This window comes from Amycolatopsis rhizosphaerae (genome assembly GCF_007713715.1).
Classification (GTDB): domain Bacteria; phylum Actinomycetota; class Actinomycetes; order Mycobacteriales; family Pseudonocardiaceae; genus Amycolatopsis_E; species Amycolatopsis_E rhizosphaerae.
The window spans coordinates 1-23,696 of record NZ_VJWX01000052.1 but is presented as its reverse complement, the minus strand read 5'-3'; the positions used below and the strand labels follow the sequence as shown (position 1 = coordinate 23,696).

The window sequence follows — 23,696 nt, the reverse complement described above, 5'->3', positions numbered from 1 at the left end:
CGGAAGGTAGCCTCGGCCGGTGCCGTCCGGTTCCCGACTCGAGTGCCCGCCGCAGCGGGTGCTGAACGCGTTCGGGGTGCCCGGTGAACCGGAGCGGCTGCCCGGCGGTTCCGCCTGGCACTGCGGCGATCTGGTGTTCAAACCGGTCGCCGATCGCGCGCACGCACTGTGGCTGGCGAACACCCTCAGTGGGCTGACCCCGCCCGGTCTGCGGATCGCGCGTCCCGTGCGGTCCCGGGACGGGCGCTGGATCGTCGGCGGCTGGACGGCCGCCCGCTATCTCACCGGCCAGCCGGAGCACCGCTACGACGAGGTGGTTTCCGGTGCGCTGAAACTCGCCCAGGCGATGGGCGGGCTGCCCCGGCCGCCGTTTCTCGCCCGCCGCCAGGATCTGGACACCCTCGCCGACCGGATCGCGTGGGGTGAGGCGAACGTGCCGCTCGAGGAACGCAAGGGCGGGCGCTGGTTCGAGGTGCTCGCGGTGGCGAGGAAACCGGTCGGGTCGCCGGATCAGATCGTGCCGGTCGACCTGCTGGGCACGGTGCTGTTCGACGACGCCGAGCCGCCGGGGATCGTGGACTTCACGCCCTATCACCGGCCGGTGGAATGGGGCGCCGCGGTGGCCGCGGTGGATGCGGTCGCCTGGGGCGGCGCCGATATCGAGCTGCTGCGCCGCTGGTCGCACCTGCCGGAGTGGTCCCAGCTGCTGTTGCACGCCGTGTTGTTCCGGCTCGCGGGCAACGCGCTGAACCCGCGCTCCACCGCCTCGGCGCTGGACGGCCTGCGCGCCGCGGCCGCCTCCGTCAGCGAACTGCTGTAACCAGCCGAAGGTCGCCTTCGGGGAGCGCGCGCATCTCACCGCGCACCTCGCGTAACTCGCCAGCAATGTCAAACGCCTGAAACATAGGGCCATTTTCAGGTAACACGCCCTCCCTACCGTCAAAGCACGTCGAGGGAAGGAGGTGCGCGTGACGCTGACGGCGGAACCCAGGCTTTCGGTGGCGACGCACTGTCCGTACTGCGCCCTGCAGTGCGGGATGGCCGTGTCCGGCACCACCGTCGCGCCCCGGCAGTTTCCCGCCAACGGCGGCGGCCTGTGCCAGAAGGGCTGGACCTCCGGCAGCCTGCTGACCTCGCCCGCGCGACTGAGGACTCCGCTCGTCCGCGTCGACGGTGAACTGGTGCCCGCGAGCTGGGACGACGCGCTGGACCTGATCGCGCGGCGGATCACCGAAATCCAGGCGGCGCACGGCCGTGACGCCGTCGCGCTCTTCGGCGGCGGTGGGCTGACGAACGAAAAGGCCTACCTGCTGGGCAAGTTCGCGCGGGTCGCGCTGGGCACCTCGCAGGTCGACTACAACGGCCGGTTCTGCATGTCCTCCGCGGCGGCCGCGGGGAACCGGGCGTTCGGCGTGGACCGCGGGCTGCCGTTCCCGGTCACGGACCTGGCGCGGGCCGACGTGGTGCTGCTGGTGGGCTCGAACCCGGCCGAGACCATGCCCCCGTTCATGCAGCACCTTGCCTCCGCCATCGACGCGGGCGGCCTGATCGTGGTGGATCCCCGCCGTACACCCACCGCCGAGCGGGGCAGCCTGCACCTGGCGCCCGCCCCGGGTACGGATCTGGCACTGGCACTGGGCATCCTGCACGCCGCGGTCGCCGACGGGCTGGTCGATCGGTCCTATGTGGACAGCAGGACCCGTGGTTTCGAAGCGGTGTGGCGGATCGTGGCCCGCTGGTGGCCGGAGCGCGTCGAGCGGGTGACCGGGGTGGCGGCCGAGGACCAGCGCCGGGTGGCCGCGCTGCTGGCCGGGGCGCGCAACGCCTACGTCCTCACCGCCAGGGGGACCGAGCAGCACGCGACCGGCGCCGACACCGTCACCGCGTGGATCAACCTCGCGCTCGCGCTCGGCCTGCCCGGCCGCGAGGGATCCGGTTACGGCTGCCTCACCGGGCAGGGCAACGGTCAGGGCGGGCGCGAGCACGGTCAGAAGGCCGATCAGTTGCCCGGATACCGCAGGATCGACGATCCGGCGGCGCGGGCGCACGTCGCCGCGGTGTGGGGTGTGCCCGCGGACTCGTTGCCGGGGCCCGGCCGTTCCGCCTACGAACTGCTCGACGCGCTCGGCACCGAGGGCGGGCCGCGCGCGCTGCTGGTCTTCGGCAGCAACGTGGTGGTGTCCGCGCCGCGCTCGGCCCATGTCGCCGACCGGCTGTCCGCAGTGGACCTCCTGGTGGTGGCGGATCTGGTGCTGTCGGAGACCGCCGCACTGGCCGACGTGGTACTGCCGGTGACGCAGTGGGCCGAAGAGGACGGCACGATGACCAACCTCGAAGGGCGTGTGCTGCTGCGGCGGCGGGCGATCGAACCGCCGGACGGGGTGCGCACCGACCTGTTCGTCCTCAATGGACTGGCGACCCGGCTCGGCCAGCCCGCGCGGCGTTTTCCCGTGGACGCCGAGACGGTGTTCGCCGAACTCCGCGAGGCTTCGAAGGGCGGGCTCGCCGACTACTCGGGGATCAGCTACGACCGGCTCCGCGCCGGGGAGGCGCTGTACTGGCCGGTGCCGGGCGCCGGGCACCGGGGAACCCCGCGGCTGTTCCTCGACCGGTTCGCGCATCCGGACGGCCTGGCGCGTTTCGTGCCGGTGGAGCACCGGGGCCCGGCCGAATCGCCCGATGACGACTTTCCCTTGCTGGCCACCACGGGCCGCGTCCTGCAGCACTACCAGTCGGGCGCGCAGACGAGGCTGATCACCGAACTCAACGACGTGGTGCCCGAGGCCTACGTCGAGGTGCATCCCGACACGGCCGCGCGGTGCGGACTCGCCGAAGGGGACTGGGCCCGTGTGAGTTCCCGCCGGGGCAGCACGCGGGCACGCGTGCGGTGCGTCGCGTCGATGCGGCCGGACGTGGTGTTCCTGCCCTTCCACTTCGGCGGTGCGCAGCGCGCCAACCTCCTCACCAATCCCGCGCTGGACCCCGTCAGCCGTATGCCGGAATTCAAGGTCAGCGCCGTCAGCCTGTCCAGGGAAGACGAGGAGGCGCTCGGATGACCCCCCGCAAGGTGGTCGTGGCCGGCTACGGGATGGCCGGTGCCCGGCTGGCCGACGAGATCCGGCAGCGCGATCCCGAAGGCGCCCGTGTCACCCTCACCGTCATCGGCGAAGAACCGCACCACGCCTACAACCGGGTGCTGCTGTCGGCGCTCGTCGCGGGCACGATGCGGCCGGAAATGGTGCGCCTGCACGAAAGCGGCTGGGCGGGGCAGCGCGAGGTCGACCTGCGCACCGGGGTGCACGTGGCACGCATCGACCGGCAGCGCCGGTCCGTCGCACTCAGCGACGGCTCCACAGTGGACTACGACGCGCTGGTGCTGGCCACCGGCAGCAGGCCGTGGCTGCCACCCGTGGAGGGACTCGCGCTGGAGGACGGCAGCCCCGCGCCGGGTGTGGTCACCTTCCGCACCCTCGACGACTGCGACCGGATCCTCGACGCGGCCAGGGTGGGGGCGCCGGTCGCGGTGCTCGGCGGCGGCCTGCTCGGCCTCGAAGCCGCGCGCGGGCTCGCCGGGCGCGGGAACCTGGTCACCGTCGTACACCCCGCGGGACACGTCATGGAGCGCCAGCTCGACGAGGGCGCGGGGCAGGTGCTCGCCCGGTCGCTTTCCGCGCTGGGCATCGACTTCCGGCTCGGTACCGGCGCCGCCCGGTACCTCCCCGGCGACGGGCTCAAGCTCGACGACGGTGGCAAGGTGCACGCGGACCTGGTCGTGGTCTCCGCCGGAGTGCGGGCGGAGACCACGCTCGCCCGCGAGGCCGGCCTCGAAGTCGACCGCGGCGTGCTCGTCGACGACGCCTTGCGGACCAGTGACGGGCGCATCCACGCGATCGGTGACTGCGCCCAGCACCCGGGCACGGTCTCGGGCCTGGTGGAACCGGCCTGGCAGCAGGCCGCCGTGCTCGCCGACTTGCTCACCGGCACCGACGTCTCGGCGCGCTACCGCGGAACCCGGGTGGTCACCAAGCTCAAGGCCCGCGGGATCGACCTCACCGCACTCGGTGAGGCACACACCGAAGTGGACGATCCGGGTGCCGAAGTGCTCTGCCTCACCGACCCCACCCGTGGCCGGTACACGAAACTCGTGATCCGCCACGACCGCGTCACCGGGGCGATCCTCCTTGGCGCACCCGACGCGGCCGCGACCGTCACCCAGCTCTACGACCGGGCCGTCCCGGTGCCCACCGACCGGCTCGCGGTCCTGCTCGGCCGCGCGCTGCCCTCCGGCGCTCCCGTAGCCGCGAGCCCGGCGGACCTACCCGCCACGGCCGTGGTGTGCCGGTGCAATTCGGTGACCAAGGGCGGGCTGGTCGAGGCCTTCCGCGCCGGGGCGACGGACGTCACCAAGCTGGCCTCGGCGACCAGAGCGACCACCGGCTGCGGCAGCTGCCGGGATGCCGTGTGCGGCATCGCCGAGTGGCTCACGACCACTTCCTAGATCTTCCGCGAGCAAGGAGCGAGGAATGACCGCCGAAACCGCCCACCGGGGCAAACGCTGGATCCGGCACTGGGAACCCGAGGACGAGAAGTTCTGGGAGAGCACGGGGAAGAAGGTGGCAAGGCGGAACCTCTGGTTCTCCATCTTCTCCGAGCACATCGGGTTCTCGGTGTGGACCCTGTGGTCGGTGATGGTGCTGTTCATGGGCCCGAAGTACGGCCTGTCCGCCGGGGACAAGTTCCTGCTGACCTCCACCCCGACGCTGGTCGGTTCGCTCGCCCGGCTGCCCTACACCTTCGCGGTGGCGCGGTTCGGCGGTCGCAACTGGACGATCATCAGCGCACTGCTGCTGCTCGTGCCGAGCATCGCCGCGGCGATCGTGATGAAGCCGGGCACGCCGCTGTGGGTGTTCCTGCTCGTCGCCGCGCTCGGTGGGGTCGGCGGCGGCAACTTCGCCTCCTCCATGGCCAACATCAACACCTTCTTCCCGGAGAAGGCCAAGGGCATGGCACTGGGGCTCAACGCGGGCGGCGGCAACCTGGGCGTCGCGGTGATCCAGTTGATCGGCCTGCTGGTGATCGCCACCGCGGGGGCCACCGCACCGCGGATCGTGCTCTTCGTCTACCTCCCGCTGATCGTGGTCGCCGCGCTGTGCGCCTACCTGTTCATGGACAACATCGCGTCCGTGCGCGGGGACAAGAAGGGCATGCGGGAGGTCGTCAGGGACGCGCACACCTGGGTGATGTCCTTTTTGTACATCGGAACCTTCGGTTCGTTCATCGGGTACAGCTTCGCCTTCGGCCTCGTGCTGCAGAACCAGTTCGGCCGCACCCCGCTGCAGGCCGCGTCCGTGACCTTCCTCGGGCCGCTGCTCGGCTCGTTCTCCCGGCCGCTGGGCGGCTGGCTGGCGGACCGGCTGGGCGGCGGCAAGATCACCTTCTGGAACTTCGTCGGCATGGCGGGCATGACCGCGCTGCTGATCGTGGCCTCCACGGTGAAGTCGCTGTCGCTGTTCACCGTGGCGTTCATCGCGTTGTTCGTGCTCACCGGCATCGGCAACGGATCGACGTACAAGATGATCCCGGCGATCTTCCGCGCGAAGGCCAGGTCGGCGATCGCCTCGGGCGCGGACGAGGCGGCGGAACTGCTGCGGGCCCGCAGGCTTTCCGGTGCACTGATCGGGCTGGCCGGAGCGATCGGCGCGCTCGGCGGGCTGTTCATCAACCTGGCCTTCCGGCAGTCGTTCATGACCGCCAGGAGTGGAGTGCCCGCCTTCGCCGGGTTCCTCGTCTTCTACGGCCTGTGCTTCGTGGTGACCTGGGCGGTGTACCTGCGCCGGCCGGCCACGAGCGAAATCAGCGAAAAGGGCCTGGCACTGGCCGGTTCCCGGGTCTGAGACGAGACGGACCGGGACAACCACGACAAGGAGCGAAAGATGACGCGGACACTGGTCGTCGTCGGACACGGCATGGTGGGCCATCGGCTGGTCGAAGCGCTGCGCGCGGAGGACACCGGGCACGCCTGGCGCGTGGTCGTGCTCGCCGAGGAGCCGCGTGCGGCGTACGACCGGGTCGCCCTCACGTCCTATGTGGATGGTTGGGATGCCGGAGCGCTCGCGCTGCCGGGTGCGGACTACGCCGGGGACGAACTCGTCGAGCTGAGACTGGGCGATCCGGTGGTGGAGATCGACCGCGAGGCCCGGAACGTGGTCACCGCCGCCGGGTTCACCCAGCACTACGACGCGCTCGTCCTCGCCACCGGTTCCCGCCCGTTCGTGCCGCCGGTCCCCGGGCACGACCTCCCGGGCTGCTTCGTCTACCGCACGATCGAAGACCTGGATGCGATCCGGGAGACGGTCGAGCGGGTGAAATCGGCGAAGCGGGGGCGCGCCGCCGCCATGGTCGTCGGTGGTGGGCTCCTGGGCCTTGAGGCGGCCAAGGCCCTGCGGGACATGGGCCTCTCGCCGCACGTGGTGGAGATGGCGCCCCGGTTGATGCCCCTCCAGGTGGACGAGGGCGGCGGCAGCCTGCTGCGCAGGCTGGTCACCGAGCTGGACCTGACCGTCCACACCGGAACGTCGGCCACCGTGATCGAGGAGGACCGCGGACGGCTGTGTGCGAAGCTGACCAACGGCACCGAGCTGGACCTCGACCTCATCGTGTTCTCGGCGGGTGTCCGGCCGCGGGACGAACTGGCCCGCGAAGCGGGACTGGAGGTCGGCGAGCGCGGCGGCATCCTGGTCGATTCTTCGTGTCGTACCAGCGATTCCGGCGTCTACGCGATCGGGGAGTGCGCGGCGGTGGAGGGCCGCTGCTACGGGCTCGTCGCACCGGGCTACACGATGGCGGAGGTGGTCGCGGCGCAACTACTCGGCCGCGAAGCCGCGTTTCCCGGCGCGGACCTGTCCACCAAGCTGAAGCTGATGGGTGTGGACGTGGCGAGCTTCGGCGACGCGCACGCCGCGACCGAGGGCGCGCTCGAAGTCGTGCTGGCGGACGCGGTTTCCGGGTATTACAAGAAACTGGTCGTCTCCGCCGAGGAACCGCGCACCCTGCTGGGCGGTGTGCTCGTCGGCGACGCGAGCGCGTACACCATGTTGCGCCCGCTGGTCGGCAGCCCGCTGCCCGCCGACCCGGCCGCCATGCTCGCGCCCGAAGGCGCCGGAGCGGTGGGCGTCGAAGCGCTCCCGGACGAGGCACAGATCTGCTCCTGCAACAACGTCACCAAGGGCGCGGTGACCGGTGCGATCCTCTCGCAGGGCTGTGACAGCGTGGCGGCGATCAAGGGCTGTACGCGGGCGGGCACCACGTGCGGTTCCTGCGTGCCGATGCTGTCGAAACTGCTGGACGCGTGCGGGGTCGAACAGTCGAGGGCGGTCTGCGAGCATTTCGCCTTCTCGCGCCGTGAGCTGTTCGAGATCGTCAAGGCGACCCGGATCACCAGCTTCGCCGAGCTGATCGCCAAGCACGGCACCGGATCCGGTTGTGCGCTCTGCAAGCCCGCGGTCGCCTCGATCCTCGCCACGCTCGACACCACGATGGGCGAGGGCGGGCACGTCCTGAACGACGAACAGGCCGCACTGCAGGACACCAACGACCACTTCCTGGCCAACATGCAGCGCAACGGCACCTACTCGGTGGTGCCGCGGGTGCCCGGCGGCGAGATCACCCCCGCCAAGCTCCGGGTGATCGCCGAGGTGGCCGACGAGTTCGGGCTCTACACCAAGATCACCGGAGCACAGCGGATCGACCTGTTCGGGGCCACCGTGGACCAGTTGCCGCTGATCTGGAAGCGGCTGGTGGACGCCGGTCTCGAGTCCGGGCACGCCTACGGCAAGGCGCTGCGGACGGTCAAGTCGTGTGTCGGCTCGACCTGGTGCCGGTACGGGGTGCAGGACAGTGTCGGGATGGCGGTCGAGCTCGAACTGCGCTACCGCGGCCTGCGCTCACCGCACAAGCTCAAGGCCGGGGTGTCCGGCTGTGCCAGGGAATGCGCCGAGGCCAGGAGCAAGGACTTCGGTGTGATCGCGACCGAGAAGGGCTGGAACCTCTACGTCGGCGGGAACGGCGGGACCTTCCCCCGGCACGCCGAGCTTTTGGTGTCCGATGTGGACTCCGAATCGCTGGTCCGCTACATCGACCGGTTCCTGATGTTCTACGTGCGCACCGCAGACCGCCTGCAGCGCACCGCCCCGTGGCTCGAGGAGTTGGAGGGTGGCCTCGACCACCTGCGGGAGGTGATCGTGGACGACAAGCTCGGCATCTGCGAAGAACTCGACGCGGCGATGGCCAAACACGTGGAGAACTACGCCGACGAATGGCGCGGCGTGCTCGAAGACCCGGAGAAGCTCGCCCGGTTCACCTCGTTCGTGAACGCGCCGGGCACGCCCGATCCGACCATCTCGTTCCGTGTGGAGCGGGAACAGAAAGTCCCTGTCCTGCTGGGTGTTCCGGAGGTGGTTTCGCGGTGACCGTGCTCGACGAGCAGACCAGGATCGTGGCGGTGTGCGCGGTGGGAGCGCTCATCCCCGGGCGCGGCGTGGCGGCGCTGCTCCCCGACGGCCGCCAGGTGGCGATCTTCCGCACGGTGGACGACGAGTTCTACGCGCTGTCCAACATCGATCCGTTTTCGCGGGCCGCGGTGCTCTCGCGGGGGATCACCGGGGACAGCGATGGGATCCCGTTCGTGGCTTCACCGATGCTCAAACAGCGGTTCGACCTGCGGACGGGGGTCTGCCTGGACGACGAGTCCGTGGTGATCCGCACCTATCCGGTCGAGGTCGCCGACGGCGTGGTGCACCTCCGGCCATGACCGAACAGTCCCCGAGCATCCCTTCGCTGGCCGGGTTCTGCGTCGGCATCACCGCCGCCCGGCGGGCCGACGAGCTCGGCGCACTGCTGGTGCGCAAGGGCGCCGTGGTCCGGTACGGGCCGGCGATCCGGATCGTGCCGCTGGCCGACGACACCGAACTGCACGCCGCCACCGCCCGGCTGCTGGACGAACCGGTGGACGCCGTGGTGGCCACCACGGGTATCGGCTTCCGCGGCTGGGTCGAGGCCGCGGAAGGCTGGGGGCTGGGCGAGGAACTGCTCGCGCGGTTGGGCAGGGCGACACTGCTGGCGCGAGGTCCCAAGGCCCGGGGTGCGATCCGCGCCGCCGGGCTGTCCGAACAGTACTCGCCGGCTTCGGAGAGCAACGCCGAACTGTTGCAGCACCTGCTTCGGTCCGGTGTGGACGGTATGCGGATCGCGGTGCAGCTGCACGGCGAACCGCTCCCGTACTTCGTCGATTCGTTGCGGGAGGCCGGGGCCGAGGTGATCGAGGTCCCGGTGTACCGGTGGGTCGGCCCCGCCGACCCCGGCCCGCTCGACCGGCTGCTCGACGCGGTGCTGGACGGGGCGATCGACGCGCTGCCGTTCACCAGCGCTCCGGCGGCCGCCAGCACGCTGGCGATGGCCAGGCGCACCGGCAGGCAGGCGGCGCTGGTGGACGCGCTGACGCACCGCGTGCTGGTGGCCTGCGTGGGGCCGATCACCGCGGCTCCGCTGGCCGCGCTCGGCATTCCCACCGTGCAACCGGAACGGGCGCGGATCGGCGCGCTGGCCCGCGCCGTGGCGGAGGCGCTGGTGGCGCGGTCACCGCGACTGCGGGCGGCGGGCAGGCAGATCGAGCTGCGCGGGCAGGCGGCCATTGTGGACGGTCACCTCTGCGAGGTGGCCCCGGCGCCGATGGCCGTGCTCCGCGCGCTCGCGGCGGAGCCGGGCCGGGTCGTCTCACGCCGGGAGCTGACCGCGGCCCTGCCCAGCGGAGGAGAGGAACACGCGGTGGAGACGGCGATCGGGCGGCTTCGCACGTCACTGGGGGAGAGCCGTCTCGTGCAGACGGTGGTGAAACGCGGATACCGGCTGGCGGTGGAGCGATGATCGTCCTGGTCGCACACGGCACGCGGGATCCGGCGGGGCCGCGCGTCGTCGAGGAACTGGCCGCACGGGTGCGCCGGGAGGCGCGGGTGCCGGTGCGGGTGGCCTACGCGGACGTGCGCGAGCCCGACGTGACCAGCGTGCTCGACTCGGTGCGCGGGCACCCTGTCGTGGTGGTGCCCGCGTTCCTCGCCGCGGGTTACCACGTGCGCACCGACATCCCGGCCCGGATCGAGGCGAGCGGCCACCGCGACGTGGTGCGGGCCCCGGCGTTCGGGCCCGCGAACGAGCTTGTCGAGGTGATGCGGGACCGGCTCGACTGGGCGGGCTACCGGCGGGGCGACGCCGTCGTGCTCGCCGCCGCCGGGTCCAGCGACCACCGCGCCCTCGTCGAGGTGCGGTTCGCCGCCGAGGCCTTGGCCGACCGGCTCGCCACGCCGGTCCGGGTGGGGTACGCGGCCACGGCCCGCCCGTCCATCGCCGACGCGGTCACCGCCGCGCGCGGCCGCGGCCGCCGCGTGGCCGTCGCGTCGTGGCTGCTCGCGCCCGGCTTGTTCCAGCGCAGGCTCGCGGCCTCGGGGGCCGAGGTGGTCGCCGAACCGCTCGGGGTGCATCCCGGCGTGGTCGACCTCGTCCTGCGACGCTACCGCGAGGCCCGCAACCCCTCCCTTGCCGCCTGACCCGTGCCGTGAGGGGTCCCGGCAATGTCGCGTGAGTGTTGGCCGTGAAGGGTCCCTTCACAGTCGGTTCGACTGTGAAGGGGCGGACCCTTCACGGCTTGCCCCAGTCCCTCCCGGGAACTCCGGAACCTGGGCTGAGGTTCAGGCCCAGCCGACGCGGAGGTCGGCGAAACCGCGCGCCGTGGCGACCCGTTCCGCTTCGGCCTCCGCGGCCTTCCGGACCGGGGCGGGAAGCGGCCAGAACGGGGTGAGGGTGAACTCCAGGCGCTTGCGGCCGCTGCCCTTCGTGCGCCAGGTTCCGGCGAGCTCCCCGTCGGCGAGCAGCGCGCCGGGATTGCCGATGATCTTCCAGATCTCCTTCTGCCGGGCCTTGTCCGGGACCAGGAGTGCGCGGTCGCGGGACTGGAGGAACGGATCCCACGGCGGCAGCAGCCGCACCACGTCCGGTTCCGGCGCGTTTTCCAGCGCGGGCAGGTCCTCCGCGGGCAGGTACGCGAGACGCCCGTCCACCCGCACTTCGGCGAGCCCGTCGGGCCAGCAGCTCTTCACGGTTTTCGCGGTGGTGCCGGTGAAGCCCGCCGCCTCGGTCGCACCGGCCGGACCGTGCAGGCGCAGGTAGTGCCGCACGACCGCGGCCGCGGCGGCCGGATCGGGGGCCCCGGTCACCGGGGGACGCCCGGTGACCGGGGCCAGTGCGGCGGGCCACACCCCGGATTCCAGCCGGACACCGCCGTGGATCGCCGCCAGCCGCATCACCTGGTCCAGGATGTGCGTGGCCTGGCAGCCCCGGCACCGGTAGGTCATGCCCTCCGGGACCCGGCGGGTGACGGCGGTGCTCACCGCGCCCTTGCTCATCGTGCGGTCCACCACCTCGTGCATCGCCCGCGCCGCCGCGAACAGGCCCTCGGTGGCGCTCACGCCCGCCGCCTCGACCTGTTTGCGCTGCCACTGCATGCGCGCCATCGCGTCGGCTTCGCCGAGCGGCACCAGCGCGGCCCGCACCGCGTCCAGTCCGGCCGCGCGGTGGTAGTGGGGCGCTCCCCGGTGCGTCCAGGCCAGCACGAACCGCGGATCCTCCACAAAGGACTCTTCGGTGAGCACGGCGTCCAGCCGGGCCGCCAGCGACACCGCGGCGGTGTCCCGCATCGTGCTCTGCAGGCCCAGGTCGAACACGGTCAGCGCGGCGGCGTCCGTCTGCCGCCGGTGCAGGCCCTGCGCCGCCACGCGGTAGGCGAGAACCTGCTTGCGATCCACTTCCGGCATCAGCTGCTCTCGGGTAGCGAATAGTCGAAGGTGTAGTTCATGGTGGTGCTCGACCCGCCGGTGGTCCCGGTCCCGGTCATCCCGGCCAGCTCGCCGGTGGCCGATCCCGGCACCACCGTGAACGTCCCGGTCACGGAATGCCCCTCGTACGCTACCTCGTGCCGGATGACGAAGCTGCCCTTGCGGCCGCCGACCGCGCCTTCGATCCGCTCCAGGCCGGGTGCGCCCTGCCCCTGGAACCCTTCGCCGCCGTAGTAGAGCAGGAAATCGCAGACCGAGCTGCCTTCGATGACTCCGGTGTAGTCGAAGGTCGCGTGCGCGTGGGCGAACCGGGGGCCGTCCTCCGGGCCGCTGACGATCTCTTCCTGCCAGGTCTTCATGGTGAACGTGTTGGTCATGGGGATGAGCCTCCCGGTTATACCTGTCATCTTCTGTCAGCTTTTTCGGGGGAGAATGGCGGGCATGCGGGCGAGCAGGTTGGTTTCGGTGCTGTTGCTGCTGCAGAACCGGGGTCGGATGACAGCCGAGGAACTGGCGGAGGAGCTGGAGGTTTCGGTGCGCACGGTGTACCGGGACATCGAGGCCCTGTCCGCGGCGGGCGTGCCGGTGTACGCCGATCGCGGCCGCACGGGTGGGTACCAGCTGGTCGGCGGGTACCGCACGCGCCTGACCGGGCTGACCGAACAGGAAGCGCAGACGCTTCCGCTGGCCGGCCTGCCCGCCGCGGCGGCCGAACTCGGCCTCGGCGCGGTGCTCGCGGCCGCCCAGCTCAAGCTGCACGCGGCCCTGCCCGAGGAGCTGCGCGAGCGGGCGGGCAAGATCACCGAACGGTTCCATGTGGACGTTCCCGGCTGGTTCCGGGACGTGGAGAGCCCGCCGCAGCTGGCGGCACTGGCGCGGGCGGTCTGGGAAAACCGCCGGATCTCCGCGCGCTACCGGCGCTGGGACGGGAGCGAAGCGGACTTCGACCTTGACCCGCTCGGGCTGATACTCAAAGCTGGGAACTGGTATGTCGCGGCCCGCCGCCATGGCGGTCACCGCACCTACCGCGTGTCCCGCATCCTCGCCCTCGAGGAGCGGGACGAAACGTTCGAGCGGCCGGCGGATTTCGACCTCGCCGCCTATTGGCGGGAATGGTCGGAGCAGTTCGAACGGCGGATGTACCCCAGGGTGGCGGTCGTGCGCCTGTCCCCGCTCGGACGCGACTTCGTGCCGTTCTACCTGGGAGCCGTCGGCGCCCGCGCGCTGGCGGACTCCTCCGGGGAAGAAGACGAAGACGGGTGGTTGCGGGTGGAGTTACCGGTGGAACCCGGCGCCCCGGCGCTCGGTGAGCTGCTGCGGTTCGGCCCCGAACTGCAGGTGCTCGCCCCGGCCGAGCTGCGCGAACAGGTCGCGGCGGCCATCGCCAGGATGGGCGCGTGCTATGGGTGATCTCCGTGGGGTGACCATCGGCGTCACCGCCGAACGGCGGGCGGAGGAGTTCATCGGCGCGCTGAGACGCAACGGTGCCGTCGTGCGGCACGCCCCGATGATCCACATCGTGCCGCTGCCCGACGACACGCGGCTGCGGGCGGCCACCGAGGCGGTCATGGCCCACGGGGTCGACCTGCTCGCGGTGACGACCGGCGCCGGATTCCGCGGCTGGATCGAGGCGGCTGAAGGCTGGGGGCTGGGCGACCGGCTGCTGGACACGCTGCGGCGTGCGCGCATCTTCACCCGGGGACCGAAGGGTAAGGGCGCGGTGCGCGGCCGTGGGCTGACCGAGGAGTGGTCCGCGCCCGAGGAGAGCAACCGGCAGTTGTTCGCCCACCTGCTCCAGGCGGTGACCGAGGGCGCGAGGGTGGCGGTGCAGCTGCACGGCTCCCCGCTGCCGGAGTGCACCTCTCCGCTGGTGGAGGCCGGGGCCCGGCTGATCGAGGTGCAGCCCTACCGGTGGGAGTGGCCCGCCGACCTCGGCCCCGCGCACCGGCTGCTCGACGAGGTGCTGGCCGGTTCGGTGCGGGCACTCGCGTTCACCAGCGCGCCCGCGACGACGAACCTGCTGGCACTGGCGCGGCAGCGGGGCAGTTACGAGGAGTTGCTGCGCGTCCTGCGGGGTGAGGTGGTGTGCGCGTGCGTCGGTCCGGTCACCGCCGGGCCGCTGACCGCCGCCGGGATTCCCACTCTCCAGCCCGAGCGCCAGCGGCTCGGGGCCCTCGTCAAGCTCCTGGTCACCGAGCTGGGCTCCTGAGCCTTGGCCGTGAGGGGTCCCCTCATGGTCGTATTTGCCGGGGCTCTGGTCGTATTTGCTGTGAGGGGACCTTCACAGCAATGCCTCACGGCTCGGGATGCCAGCGATAGGTGCGGAGATCGACCTTCTGGCCGCGGGCGAGCACACCTTCGGCGCGCAGGAGTTCGAGCTGGCGGTGCACCAGATGCGGCGCCGGGGTGCCGTTGGCGCGCAGGATCCGGTGCCAGGGCAGGTCGTGGCCGTCTTCGGAGAGGATCCGGCCGATCATCCGCGGTGACGGCGCGCCGGCGAGGGCCGCGACATCGCCGTAGGTCGCGACCGTTCCGGCCGGTACCGAGGCGATGACCTCCCGCACCCGCTCGTGCAGCTCCTCGTCCACGTTCCCAACCTACAGCTGCACCCGAAAGTGCTGTTCCGCGCTTCCGGCAGGCCCGCGCGAGGGCCGCGTTCACCACATCGGGCGTGCCGGTGCGAGGATCTGTCGTCGCGGCATGATTCCATCGCAGCGTGAGTGGACGCGGGACCGGGACGCGGGGGCCACGCCTGGTGCGGGCCCCGGCCGTGCCGATGCACCCGCAGCGGTGGGTGTCGGAGGCCCGTGCCCTGATCGAGCGCCCGGCGGGGTTCATGCGGGTACTGGGCGGCCCCGGCACGGGCAAGACCTCCCTGCTTGCGGCCGTCGCGGCGAGCCGCATCGACAGCGGGGCCGACCCGGAAAGCCTGCTGGTCCTCACCACCTCCCGCCGTGCGGCGGACGCGCTGCGCGCCGACATCACCCGCCGGGTCACCTCCGCCGTGGACGGCCGCACGCTCCGCGAACCGATGGTGCGCACCGTCCACTCCTACGCCTTCGCGCTCCTGCGCCTGCAGGCGAGTGCCCAGGAACTGCCACCGCCCCGGCTGCTCGCCGGGGCCGAACAGGACGTCGTGGTCCGCGAGCTGCTCGCCGGTGACCTCGAGACCGGTGCCGGGTACTGGCCGGAGGCCCTGCGCCCGGCACTGGCCGTGCCCGGCTTCGCCGAGGAGCTGCGGGATCTGCTGCTCCGCGCCGCGGAGCGCGGCCTCGGCCCGGAGGACCTGGTCAAACTGGGCCGCCACACGGGACGGCCGGAATGGGAGGCCGCCGGGATCTTCTGGAGCCAGTACGAGGAGGTCACCGTCCTGCAGTCGGCGGGCGGGAACGCGCTGGGCTCGCCCGGCTCGCCCGCGCTGGACGCGGCGGAGCTCGTCGCGAGCGCGCTGGTCGAACTGGAGGGCGACCCGGACCTGCTGACCCGCGAGCAGGCCCGCGTCCGGCATCTGCTGGTCGACGACGCGCAGCATCTGGACCCCCTGCAGTTCCGCCTGATCCGCCTGCTCGGCTCGGCCGCCGACGACTTCGTGACCGCCGGTGATCCGGACCAGGCGGTGTTCTCCTTCCGCGGCGCGGATCCGGCCCTGCTCGCCGACGCCGACTCCGACGGTGGGCACACCGTCACGCTGACCCGTTCGCACCGGCTGAGCCCGGCGGTGCACGGTGCCGTGCGGCGGTTCGCGGGCACGCTGCCGGGCGCGAACCGGCACCGCGGCTTTTCGGTATCCCAGGACGTATCCCAGGACGTGTCCCAGGACACCGAGCCGGGTGTGGTGAAGGTCCGGCTGCTGCCCACCCCCTCGGCGGAGGCGAGCTGGGTGGCCGACCAGTTGCGGCGCGCCCACCTCACCGACGGGATCCCGTGGTCGGAGATGGCCGTGGTGGTCCGCTCGCCCGGCCGGTCCTTCCCGGTGCTGCAGCGGGCCCTGCGGGCGGCCGGTGTGCCGATCGCCTCGGCCGCCGAGGAACTGCCCCTGGCCCGCCAGCCCGCGGTGCGGCCGCTGCTGGCGGTGCTGCGGGTCGCGGCCGACGCCCAGTGCCTTGACGTGGATCTCGCCGAAATGCTGCTCTCGTCGCCGCTCGGCGGGGCGGATCCGCTCGCACTGCGCCGGATGCGGCGGGGGCTGCGCAGGCTGGAGCTGGCGGGCGGTGGTGAGCGTGGCAGCGATGAGCTGCTGCTGGAAGTGCTGCTGGACAACGACCGGCTCACCGGTCTCGCCGAGGCCGAGGCGGCCCCGATCCGGCGGATCGGGGGCCTGATCGCCACCACCGCGGCGGCGATCAGGCGGGGCGCGCCGGTCGAGCAGGTGCTGTGGGAGCTGTGGCAGGCCACCGGTCTGCAACCGCGGCTGGTGCGGCAGTCGGCTCGCGGCGGCTCGCTCGGCTCCCAGGCCGATCGCGACCTCGACGCCATCGTCGCGCTGTTCCACGCCGCGGGGCGCTATGTCGACAGGTTGCCGAAGGCGAGTGCGGCGGCCTTCGTGGACTACCTGTCGTCACAGAACATCGCCGGGGACAGTCTGGCGCCGGTGGCGGCGCGGGGCGAGGGCGTGTCGATGCTGACGGCGCATGCCGCGGCGGGTCGCGAGTGGACGGTGGTGGCGGTCTCGAACGTGCAGGAGGGCAGCTGGCCGGACCTGCGCCTGCGCGGTTCCCTGCTCGGTGTCGAGCGGCTGGTGGACCTGCTGTCCGGCGTGGACGATTCGGGGGTGTCGGCCACGGCGCCGATCCTGGCCGAGGAACGGCGCCTGTTCTACGTGGCGGTCAGCCGGGCGCGCCGCGTCCTGCTGGTCAGCGCCGTGGCGGGCGAGGACGAGCAGCCTTCGCGGTTCATCGACGACGTCGAGGAGAACAGTTCGGGCGAAACGGGGACGGATTCCCGGCGGAAACCGCCGGGCCGCTCGCTGGTGCTGGCCGAACTGGTCGGGGAGCTGCGCGGCGCGGTCTGCGACCCGAAGACCGAACCCGGGCGCAGGCAGCTCGCCGCGCGGCAGCTCGCGCGGCTGGCGCACGCCGGGGTTCCGGGGGCGCACCCCGGCTCGTGGTACGGGTACGCGGACGTTTCGACGGCCGAGCCGCTGTACGCATCCGGTGACGTCGTGCGCATCTCTCCGTCCGTTGTGGACATCCTGCTGCGGTGTCCGTTGCGCTGGTTGGTCGAACGCCACGGCGGCACCGACCCGGCGCAGCTCGCCGCGATCACCGGTACCCTCGTGCACGGCCTGGCCCAGGCCGCGGCGGGCGGGCTCGACGAGCAGGGATTGCGGAAGGCACTCGACGAGGCCTGGGCGAAGGTGGACGCGGGGGCGCCGTGGTTTTCGCGGCGGGAACGCCGCCGCGTCGAGCAGATGGTGCAGAACTTCCTCGCCTGGCTGGAAAACAGTCGCGGCGAACTGGCCCAGCTGGACGTCGAGCGGGACATCGAGGTGGAGCTGCCCATCGGGGACGAGGGCCTCGGGGGCCTGCTGGTGAGGTTGCGCGGCCGGGTCGACCGGCTGGAGACCGACGGCGAGGGCCGTCCCGTGATCGTCGACCTCAAGACCGGCAAGACCGCGGTCACCGCTGCCGAGGCCGGGGAGCATCCGCAGCTGGCCGCCTACCAGCTCGCCGTGCTGCTGGGGGCGTTCGGTGAGGACCAGCGGCCGGGCGGGGCCCGCCTGGTGTACCTCGCCAAGTCCCACACCAAGACCGGCGCGACGCAGCGCGAGCAGCCCCCGCTCGACGACGAGACCGGCAGGCACTGGCTGGAGCTGGTCCGCGGGGCGGCCGCCTCCGCGGCCGGGCCCGAGTACCGGGCCAGCGAAAACACCGACTGCGACCGCTGCCCGGCGAAGGGCTCGTGCCCGCTGCGCCCGGAGGGCAGGCAGGTGCCCGGAGGATGACCGCACCGGACACCCTCGTCACCCCGGCCGAGGTCGCCACCGCGCTCGGCCTGCCGACGCCCACCCCCGAGCAGGCCGCGGTGATCGCGGCCCCGATCGAACCGGCACTCGTCGTCGCCGGTGCCGGCGCGGGCAAGACCGAGACCATGGCCGCCAGGGTGGTCTGGCTGGTGGCCAACGGGATCGTCACCCCCGAGCGCGTGCTCGGCCTGACCTTCACCCGCAAGGCCGCGCGCCAGCTCGCCGAACGGGTCCGCGCCCGGTTGCGGCGCCTGGCCGGGGCGAGCCTGCTGGACCGCGTCGATCCGGGCGGGCAGCGGCGGGCGGCCGTGCTGGCCGGTGAGCCCACCGTGCTCACCTACCACGCGTACGCGGGCCGCCTGCTGGCCGAGCACGGCCTGCGGCTGCCGGTGCGGCCCGGGGTGCGCCTGCTGTCGGAAACCTCGTCGTGGCAACTGGCCCACCGCGTGGTGTCCACTTGGGACAGTGACCTGGAGACCGACCGGGTGCCCGCGTCGGTCACCGCGCAGTTGCTGTCGCTGGCCGGGGAGCTCGGCGAGCACCTGGTGGAGGAGAGCGCGCTCGCCGGGTACACCCGCTGGCTGTGCGAGCTGATCGAGCAGGCGCCGCGCGCCAAGGGGCAGCGGGCCAAACTGCCCAACGCGCTGACCGAAATCGTGGCGGCGCAACGGTTCCGGCTGGCCCTGCTGCCGCTCATCGAGGGCTATCAGCAGCGCAAGAGTGCCGAAGGGGCACTGGACTTCGCCGACCAGATGTCGCTGGCCGCCCGACTGGCCGACGGCCATCCGGCGGTCGCGGAGGGGGAGCGGGAGCGCTATGGCGCGGTCCTGCTGGACGAGTACCAGGACACCGGGCACGCGCAGCGGGTGCTGCTGCGGGCGCTGTTCGGCGGCGCGGAACGGCCGCCCCTGCCGGTCACCGCGGTGGGGGACCCGGCGCAGGCGATCTACGGCTGGCGCGGGGCGAGTGCGGCGAACCTGCCCCGGTTCACCACCGACTTCCCCCGGGCCGACGGCGGGCGGTTCGCGCCCGCGCGGCGCTACGGCCTGCTCACCAGCTTCCGCAACCCGCCCGAGGTACTCACCCTGGCCAACGCCGTGGCCGAACCCCTGCGGGCGCGCGGACTCGGGGTCGAACGCCTGCGGGCGCGGGACGGCGCCGGTCCCGCCGACATCGAAGCCGCGTTGCTGCCCGATGTCCGGGCCGAGCGCGCCTGGCTCGCCGACGCGATGGCGCGGCGCTGGTTCGCCGAGCGGGATGCCACCGGCTCGCCGCCCACCGCGGCCGTGCTGGTGCGGCGCCGCGCCGACATGGCGCCCATCGCCGCCGAACTGCGCGCGCGGGGCCTGCCGGTCGAGGTGGTCGGGCTCGGCGGCCTGCTCGACGAACCCGAGGTGGCCGATCTGGTGGCGACGCTGCGCTTGCTGGCGGATCCGCTGGCCGGGACGGCGGCGGCCCGCCTGCTCACCGGGGCGCGCTGGCGGCTGGCGGCGGCCGATCTCGCCGCGCTGTCGGCCCGTGCCGGCGAAATCGCCGCACCACCCGCCGCCGCCGAAACCGGTGTGCCCGAGTTGTTCACCGAACGGGCCGAGCAGACCGGGCTGATCGACGCGCTGGACGATCCCGGCGATCCGGCGCGGTATTCGGCGGAGGGGTACCGCCGCATCCGGCGGCTCGCCACGGAACTGTCCGGACTGCGGCGCCGCCTCGACCAGTCGTTGCCGGAACTGGTCGCCGACGTCGAGCGGACCCTGCTGCTCGACGTGGAATCGCTGGCCCGCCCCGGCGGAGCGGGGCGTGCCCACCTGGACGCCTTCGCCGACGTGGTCGCCGATTTCGCCGAAACCGCGCCGAACGCGAGCCTGATGTCCTTTGTGGACTACCTCGCCACCGCGGCGCACGCCGAGGACGGGTTGACCCCCGGCGAGGTCGAGGTGCTGCCGGACCGGGTGCAGGTGCTCACCGTGCACGCGGCGAAGGGGCTGGAATGGCGGGTCGTGGCCGTGCCGCACCTCGTGCGCGAAGTGTTCCCCACCAAGCGCCGGTCCTCGTCGTGGCTGCGGACGGTGACGGCGCTGCCTGCCGTGCTGCGCGGCGACGCGGAGGATCTGCCCGCGCTGCGGGTATCGGCGGGCATGGACCGCAAGGAACTCCAGGAGGCCTTCGAGGAACACGAGGAGGGTTTCGCCGAACGCGAGGCCGACGAGGAGCGCCGCCTGTGTTACGTGGCGCTGACGCGGTCCGAGCACTCGCTGCTCGTTTCGGGGCACTGGTGGAACGAAACCAGCACGAAGCCCAAGGGGCCTTCGGACTTCCTGACCGAAACGGCCGAACTGATCGAGGGCGGGGTGGGCCGGATCTCGGTGTGGGCGGAGGAACCGGCGGGGGACGAGGAGAACCCGCTGGTCAGCGAGTCCCGCACGGCGCGGTGGCCGGTAGACCCGCTGGGCGAGCGGCGCACCCCGGTCGCCGAGGGGGCCGAGCTGGTGCTGGCGGCACTGGCCGAGGACGAGTCCGGGGACCCGGCCGAGGAAGAGGAGGACGATCCTGACGGCTGGGTCGCCGACACCGATGTGCTGCTCGCGGAGCGGGCGGCGGCGGGCAGCGGCGCGGACGAGGTCGTGCTGCCCGACCGGCTTTCGGTGAGCCAGCTCGTCGAGCTCGCCGGCGACCCCGGGGGCCTGGCCCGCCGCCTGCGGCGTCCCCTGCCCGTGCCCCCCAACACCTTCGCCCGGCGCGGCACCGCGTTCCACGGCTGGCTGGAGCGCCGGTTCGCCGGGGAGCGGCTGTTCGACCTCGACGAGCTGCCCGGCGCGGCCGATCCGGACGAGGCCGGTGACGAGGACCTCGAAGCGCTGCGGGCCGCGTTCGAATCGGGCAGCTGGGCCGACCGGACCCCGCACGAGGTGGAGGTGCCCTTCTCCACCGAGATCGACGGCGTGCTGGTGCGCGGCCGGATGGACGCGGTGTTCGCCGATCCGGACGGCGGCTGGACCGTGGTGGACTGGAAGACCGGTGCGGTGCCCGAACCGGGCCGGATCCGGCCGCTGGCCGTTCAGCTCGCGGCCTACCGGCTGGCCTGGGCTTCCCTGTCCGGTACCCCCCTGGAGCGGGTGCGGGCGGCGTTCCACTACGTCCGGGACGATCACACGCTGCGGCCGGTCGATCTGCTCGATGCGGACGGCCTGCGGGAGCTGCTGCGCGGTGTCCCCTCGGATTCGCCGGGGTAGCCGCCGGTCGGGTGATCCCCTACGATCCGCGGCGTGCGTTCCTCTGATCGAGCGGACCCGGCGCTCGTCGGCCTCATCCGGATGCCCGAGCCATCGGTCAGTCCGCTGCGGTCGATCGCCCGCCGGATCGTCTACGCCCTGCTGGCACTGGTCGCGGCGGTACTCATCGTCTACGCCGACCGGGACGGCTACCGGGACGCCAACGGCGATGGATTGTCCCTTTTGGACAGTTTCTACTATGCGACCGTTTCGTTGTCGACCACCGGCTACGGCGACGTCACCCCGGTCACCGACAGTGCGCGGCTGATCAACGTCCTGGTGATCACCCCGCTGCGGGTGCTGTTCCTCATCGTGCTGGTCGGGACCACACTGGAGGTGCTCACCGAGCGTTCGCGGCAGGCTTTCCGGATCCAGAAGTGGAGGTCCAAGGTGCGGGACCACGTGGTGGTCGTCGGCTTCGGCACGAAGGGCCGTTCGGCGGTCAAGGCGTTGCTCAGCGACGAGAACCTGGAACCGAACCGGGTGGTCGTCGTCGACACCGACCAGCAGGCGCTGGACACGGCCGGTGCGCTCGGCCTGGTCACCGTGCACGGCACGGGCACCCGGTCGGACGTGCTCCGCGTGGCCGGCGTGCAGCGGGCGCGGGCCGTGGTGGTGGCGACCAACCGGGACGATTCGGCGGTACTGACCACGCTCACCGCGCGCGAACTCGCGCCGAAGGCCCACATCGTGGCCTCCGTGCGGGAGGCCGAGAACGTGCACCTGCTCAAGCAGTCCGGTGCCGACCAGGTGGTGGTGTCCAGCGAGACGGCGGGACGGCTGCTCGGCATGGCGACCTCCACGCCGGTGGTGGTGGACATGGTCGAGGACCTGCTCACCCCGGAGTCCGGGCTCGCCATCGCGGAGCGAGCGATCGAGCCCTCGGAGGAGGGCGGCTCGCCGCGGCACCTGTCCGACATCGTGCTCGGCGTGGTGCGGGACGGGGTGCTGTACCGGGTCGACTCGCCGCAGGTGGACGCGATCGAACCCGGCGACCGCCTGCTGTATGTGCGGAAGGTCACCCCGGCCGAGCTGAAGGAGTGATCCTGCTCCGTGGCGTGGTCGCGCCTGGGAATCGCCGGAGGGATCTGGAACGATTGACCGCGTGCAATGCTTGTTGCGATCACGTCCGCGGCCGGTGACCTCCCGGGACGCCACATGATCGCGCATCGGATCCACTGGCGGACGCTCGCCATCGCGGCGCTGGTCGGCATCGCGATCGTGATCAGCGTCTGGTGGGCGGGGCCGGGCGCGCTGGGCTCGCCCGCCGGGGTCGACGGCACGCCCACCGAGGCCACCGTCACCAAGCCGGCGCCCTGCAACGACACCAACGTCAAGGAGAGCGTGCAGTTCCGGTTCGGCGGCCAGGACCACACCGGCTCGCTCGACGCCTGCGGGCACGACCAGAACGACCGCGTCGAGATCATGGTGCCCACCGGCCTCGGTTCCGGCACCGTGGACGTGCACCTGGCCGACGTGGTACCCGGCCACAGCAACCTGCGGCGCCCGCTCGGCCTGGCCCTGCTCGCCCTGTCCTGCCTCGGCGGCGCCACCTACGCCTTCCTCGTGCAGCGCGGGCCACGGCGGCAGCCCGTCCCCGCCTGAGCCGCCCGGGTGCTGGAGCAAAGAATGTTTACTCCAGTTCCCCGCGCCCGGATTGCCGTGAAGGGTCCCTTCACAGTCGAATCGACTGTGAAGGGACCCTTCACGGCTTTGCCCCAGTCCCTCCGGCCGTAGCAAATCCACCTTGCTCCAACGTCGGGGCATTCCCCGCAGGTCAGGAGACATCGGCGGCGGTTGCGCTGAAGGTGTTGCACTGGACGGCGCGGTTGAACTGGGCACCCTTGCGCCACCAGGCGGCGTAGTGCGCGTTGGTGCCGTGGTCGTGGCTGCCGGAGGTGTTGTCGCCACGGGTGTCCTGGTCGCGCCACGCCTTGGCGTACATGTCGCGCGTGACGGAGCCGTGGTCGACCACGGCGCCCAGGAACATGCCGGAGAAACACTGGGCCTGCAGTTCCTTGCGGCGTGACAGGTCCAGCCCCGCCGGGGTGTTCTCGCCGACCTGGTAGATCCGCTGCCACACCGCGTCCATCAGCCCGGCCATCTCCTGCACGTGATGGCCGTACTCGTGCGCGAACAGCGCGAGGTAGACGCCGGGGTTGTCGCCGTACTGCTCGATCTGCAGGCCGCGGTAGGGCACGTACAGGTTGTTGTCGCAGTAATAGGCGGCGGTGGCGACGCCGACGGCGATGGTGCCGCAGGCGGTCTGGAAACTCGAGCCGGTCGGGAAGTGCAGGGTCGGCGGGTTGAACGGCAGGCGGTAGCCCTGCAGGAAGGTCCCCCACGCCTGGTCGAGGCAGCGTTCCGCGGCGGTGAAGAACGCCTGGGCGGAGGCCTGGTCGCTGTGCCAGTCCGGCAGCACGCACACGATGTTCTGCAGGCCGGCGTCCGGATCCTGCAGGATGGGGTGGTCGGCGAGTCTGAGCACCTTCTGGCCGGGGACGGTGCCGCCGCCCGAGCCGGTGGATCCGTCGCTGCGGCCGCTGGCGGGCGTGGAGGTGGCGGGGCCGGGGTCGTGGC

The 23,696-nt window shown here is 72.2% G+C and carries 18 protein-coding genes; 14 read left to right on the top strand and 4 right to left on the bottom strand.

The annotated features are described in order from the left end of the window. Positions 1-19: 19 nt before the first annotated feature. The 8 genes from FNH05_RS08365 to FNH05_RS08330 all read left to right on the top strand — a co-directional run bounded on the left by FNH05_RS08365 (position 20) and on the right by FNH05_RS08330 (position 10,598). Positions 20-820 carry a TIGR02569 family protein gene (locus FNH05_RS08365; protein WP_144586753.1) on the top strand — a complete coding sequence of 267 codons (801 nt, stop codon included), beginning with the start codon at positions 20-22 and terminating at the stop codon, positions 818-820. A gap of 217 nt (positions 821-1,037) precedes the next feature. Further along, positions 1,038-3,056, top strand: coding sequence for a molybdopterin oxidoreductase family protein (locus FNH05_RS08360; RefSeq protein WP_144586756.1), 2,019 nt, complete (start codon positions 1,038-1,040; stop codon positions 3,054-3,056). After that, positions 3,053-4,498 carry an FAD-dependent oxidoreductase gene (locus FNH05_RS08355; protein ID WP_144586752.1) on the top strand — a complete coding sequence of 482 codons (1,446 nt, stop codon included), beginning with the start codon at positions 3,053-3,055 and terminating at the stop codon, positions 4,496-4,498. The genes FNH05_RS08360 and FNH05_RS08355 overlap by 4 nt, the downstream gene beginning before the upstream one ends. 25 nt (positions 4,499-4,523) lie before the next feature. Beyond that, the gene (locus tag FNH05_RS08350; protein ID WP_144586751.1) at positions 4,524-5,894 is read left to right on the top strand and encodes a nitrate/nitrite transporter; all 1,371 of its coding nucleotides are present in this window, start codon (positions 4,524-4,526) and stop codon (positions 5,892-5,894) included. A 39-nt stretch (positions 5,895-5,933) separates the two neighbouring features. Continuing rightward, on the top strand, positions 5,934-8,468 hold the full coding sequence (gene nirB / locus FNH05_RS08345; protein WP_144586750.1) for a nitrite reductase large subunit NirB: 2,535 nt from the start codon (positions 5,934-5,936) through the stop codon (positions 8,466-8,468). Then, positions 8,465-8,809: a nitrite reductase small subunit NirD gene (gene nirD, locus FNH05_RS08340; protein ID WP_144586749.1), complete on the top strand. Its 345-nt coding sequence runs from the start codon at positions 8,465-8,467 to the stop codon at positions 8,807-8,809. The genes nirB and nirD overlap by 4 nt, the downstream gene beginning before the upstream one ends. Next, positions 8,806-9,921: a uroporphyrinogen-III synthase gene (locus tag FNH05_RS08335; RefSeq protein ID WP_144586748.1), complete on the top strand. Its 1,116-nt coding sequence runs from the start codon at positions 8,806-8,808 to the stop codon at positions 9,919-9,921. Before nirD ends, FNH05_RS08335 begins: the two co-directional genes overlap by 4 nt. After that, complete coding sequence (locus tag FNH05_RS08330) at positions 9,918-10,598, top strand: sirohydrochlorin chelatase (RefSeq protein WP_144586747.1); 681 nt, start codon at positions 9,918-9,920, stop codon at positions 10,596-10,598. The genes FNH05_RS08335 and FNH05_RS08330 overlap by 4 nt, the downstream gene beginning before the upstream one ends. A gap of 141 nt (positions 10,599-10,739) precedes the next feature. Here FNH05_RS08330 and FNH05_RS08325 read toward each other — a convergent pair whose 3' ends face one another. After that, on the bottom strand, positions 10,740-11,861 hold the full coding sequence (locus FNH05_RS08325) for a DNA glycosylase AlkZ-like family protein (RefSeq protein ID WP_144586746.1): 1,122 nt from the start codon (positions 11,859-11,861) through the stop codon (positions 10,740-10,742). After that, positions 11,861-12,259, bottom strand: a complete 399-nt coding sequence (locus FNH05_RS08320; RefSeq protein WP_144586745.1) for a DUF3224 domain-containing protein — start codon at positions 12,257-12,259, stop codon at positions 11,861-11,863. Before FNH05_RS08320 ends, FNH05_RS08325 begins: the two co-directional genes overlap by 1 nt. 64 nt (positions 12,260-12,323) lie before the next feature. Between FNH05_RS08320 and FNH05_RS08315 the strand changes: the two genes are divergently transcribed. Both FNH05_RS08315 and FNH05_RS08310 read left to right on the top strand, forming a co-directional pair. Beyond that, a complete protein-coding gene (locus FNH05_RS08315) occupies positions 12,324-13,292 on the top strand; it encodes a helix-turn-helix transcriptional regulator (protein WP_144586744.1) in 969 nt (322 codons plus the stop codon). Then, a complete protein-coding gene (locus FNH05_RS08310; protein ID WP_144586743.1) occupies positions 13,285-14,091 on the top strand; it encodes a uroporphyrinogen-III synthase in 807 nt (268 codons plus the stop codon). Before FNH05_RS08315 ends, FNH05_RS08310 begins: the two co-directional genes overlap by 8 nt. A gap of 85 nt (positions 14,092-14,176) precedes the next feature. Here FNH05_RS08310 and FNH05_RS08305 read toward each other — a convergent pair whose 3' ends face one another. Next, entirely contained in the window at positions 14,177-14,470 is a 294-nt protein-coding gene (locus tag FNH05_RS08305) for an MGMT family protein (RefSeq protein WP_144586742.1), read from the bottom strand. 188 nt (positions 14,471-14,658) lie between these two features. Here FNH05_RS08305 and FNH05_RS08300 point away from each other — a divergent pair, with 188 nt between their 5' ends. The 4 genes from FNH05_RS08300 (at position 14,659) to FNH05_RS08285 (ending at position 22,721) form a co-directional block, all read left to right on the top strand. Continuing rightward, complete coding sequence (locus FNH05_RS08300; RefSeq protein WP_186382446.1) at positions 14,659-17,826, top strand: ATP-dependent helicase; 3,168 nt, start codon at positions 14,659-14,661, stop codon at positions 17,824-17,826. Further along, a complete protein-coding gene (locus FNH05_RS08295; RefSeq protein WP_144586740.1) occupies positions 17,823-21,077 on the top strand; it encodes an ATP-dependent helicase in 3,255 nt (1,084 codons plus the stop codon). The genes FNH05_RS08300 and FNH05_RS08295 overlap by 4 nt, the downstream gene beginning before the upstream one ends. Before the next feature lie 81 nt (positions 21,078-21,158). Further along, on the top strand, positions 21,159-22,160 hold the full coding sequence (locus FNH05_RS08290; protein WP_144586755.1) for a potassium channel family protein: 1,002 nt from the start codon (positions 21,159-21,161) through the stop codon (positions 22,158-22,160). A gap of 114 nt (positions 22,161-22,274) precedes the next feature. Beyond that, on the top strand, positions 22,275-22,721 hold the full coding sequence (locus tag FNH05_RS08285) for a hypothetical protein (RefSeq protein WP_246127604.1): 447 nt from the start codon (positions 22,275-22,277) through the stop codon (positions 22,719-22,721). A gap of 172 nt (positions 22,722-22,893) precedes the next feature. Here the strand turns inward: FNH05_RS08285 and FNH05_RS08280 are convergent. Continuing rightward, a partial coding sequence (locus tag FNH05_RS08280; protein WP_144586739.1) for a neutral zinc metallopeptidase occupies positions 22,894-23,696 on the bottom strand: 803 nt, incomplete at its 5' end.

What these genes read in the sequence shown, in the direction of transcription:
- FNH05_RS08360 (WP_144586756.1), top strand. Translation starts at nt 1,038, where the DNA reads ATGGCCGTGTCCGGCACCACCGTCGCGCCCCGGCAGTTTCCCGCCAAC.
- FNH05_RS08355 (WP_144586752.1), top strand. Translation starts at nt 3,053, where the DNA reads ATGACCCCCCGCAAGGTGGTCGTGGCCGGCTACGGGATGGCCGGTGCC.
- FNH05_RS08350 (WP_144586751.1), top strand. Translation starts at nt 4,524, where the DNA reads ATGACCGCCGAAACCGCCCACCGGGGCAAACGCTGGATCCGGCACTGG.
- nirB (WP_144586750.1), top strand. Translation starts at nt 5,934, where the DNA reads ATGACGCGGACACTGGTCGTCGTCGGACACGGCATGGTGGGCCATCGG.
- FNH05_RS08335 (WP_144586748.1), top strand. Translation starts at nt 8,806, where the DNA reads ATGACCGAACAGTCCCCGAGCATCCCTTCGCTGGCCGGGTTCTGCGTC.
- FNH05_RS08330 (WP_144586747.1), top strand. Translation starts at nt 9,918, where the DNA reads ATGATCGTCCTGGTCGCACACGGCACGCGGGATCCGGCGGGGCCGCGC.
- FNH05_RS08325 (WP_144586746.1), bottom strand. Translation starts at nt 11,861, where the DNA reads ATGCCGGAAGTGGATCGCAAGCAGGTTCTCGCCTACCGCGTGGCGGCG.
- FNH05_RS08320 (WP_144586745.1), bottom strand. Translation starts at nt 12,259, where the DNA reads ATGACCAACACGTTCACCATGAAGACCTGGCAGGAAGAGATCGTCAGC.
- FNH05_RS08315 (WP_144586744.1), top strand. Translation starts at nt 12,324, where the DNA reads ATGCGGGCGAGCAGGTTGGTTTCGGTGCTGTTGCTGCTGCAGAACCGG.
- FNH05_RS08310 (WP_144586743.1), top strand. Translation starts at nt 13,285, where the DNA reads ATGGGTGATCTCCGTGGGGTGACCATCGGCGTCACCGCCGAACGGCGG.
- FNH05_RS08300 (WP_186382446.1), top strand. Translation starts at nt 14,659, where the DNA reads ATGCACCCGCAGCGGTGGGTGTCGGAGGCCCGTGCCCTGATCGAGCGC.
- FNH05_RS08295 (WP_144586740.1), top strand. Translation starts at nt 17,823, where the DNA reads ATGACCGCACCGGACACCCTCGTCACCCCGGCCGAGGTCGCCACCGCG.
- FNH05_RS08290 (WP_144586755.1), top strand. Translation starts at nt 21,159, where the DNA reads ATGCCCGAGCCATCGGTCAGTCCGCTGCGGTCGATCGCCCGCCGGATC.
- FNH05_RS08285 (WP_246127604.1), top strand. Translation starts at nt 22,275, where the DNA reads ATGATCGCGCATCGGATCCACTGGCGGACGCTCGCCATCGCGGCGCTG.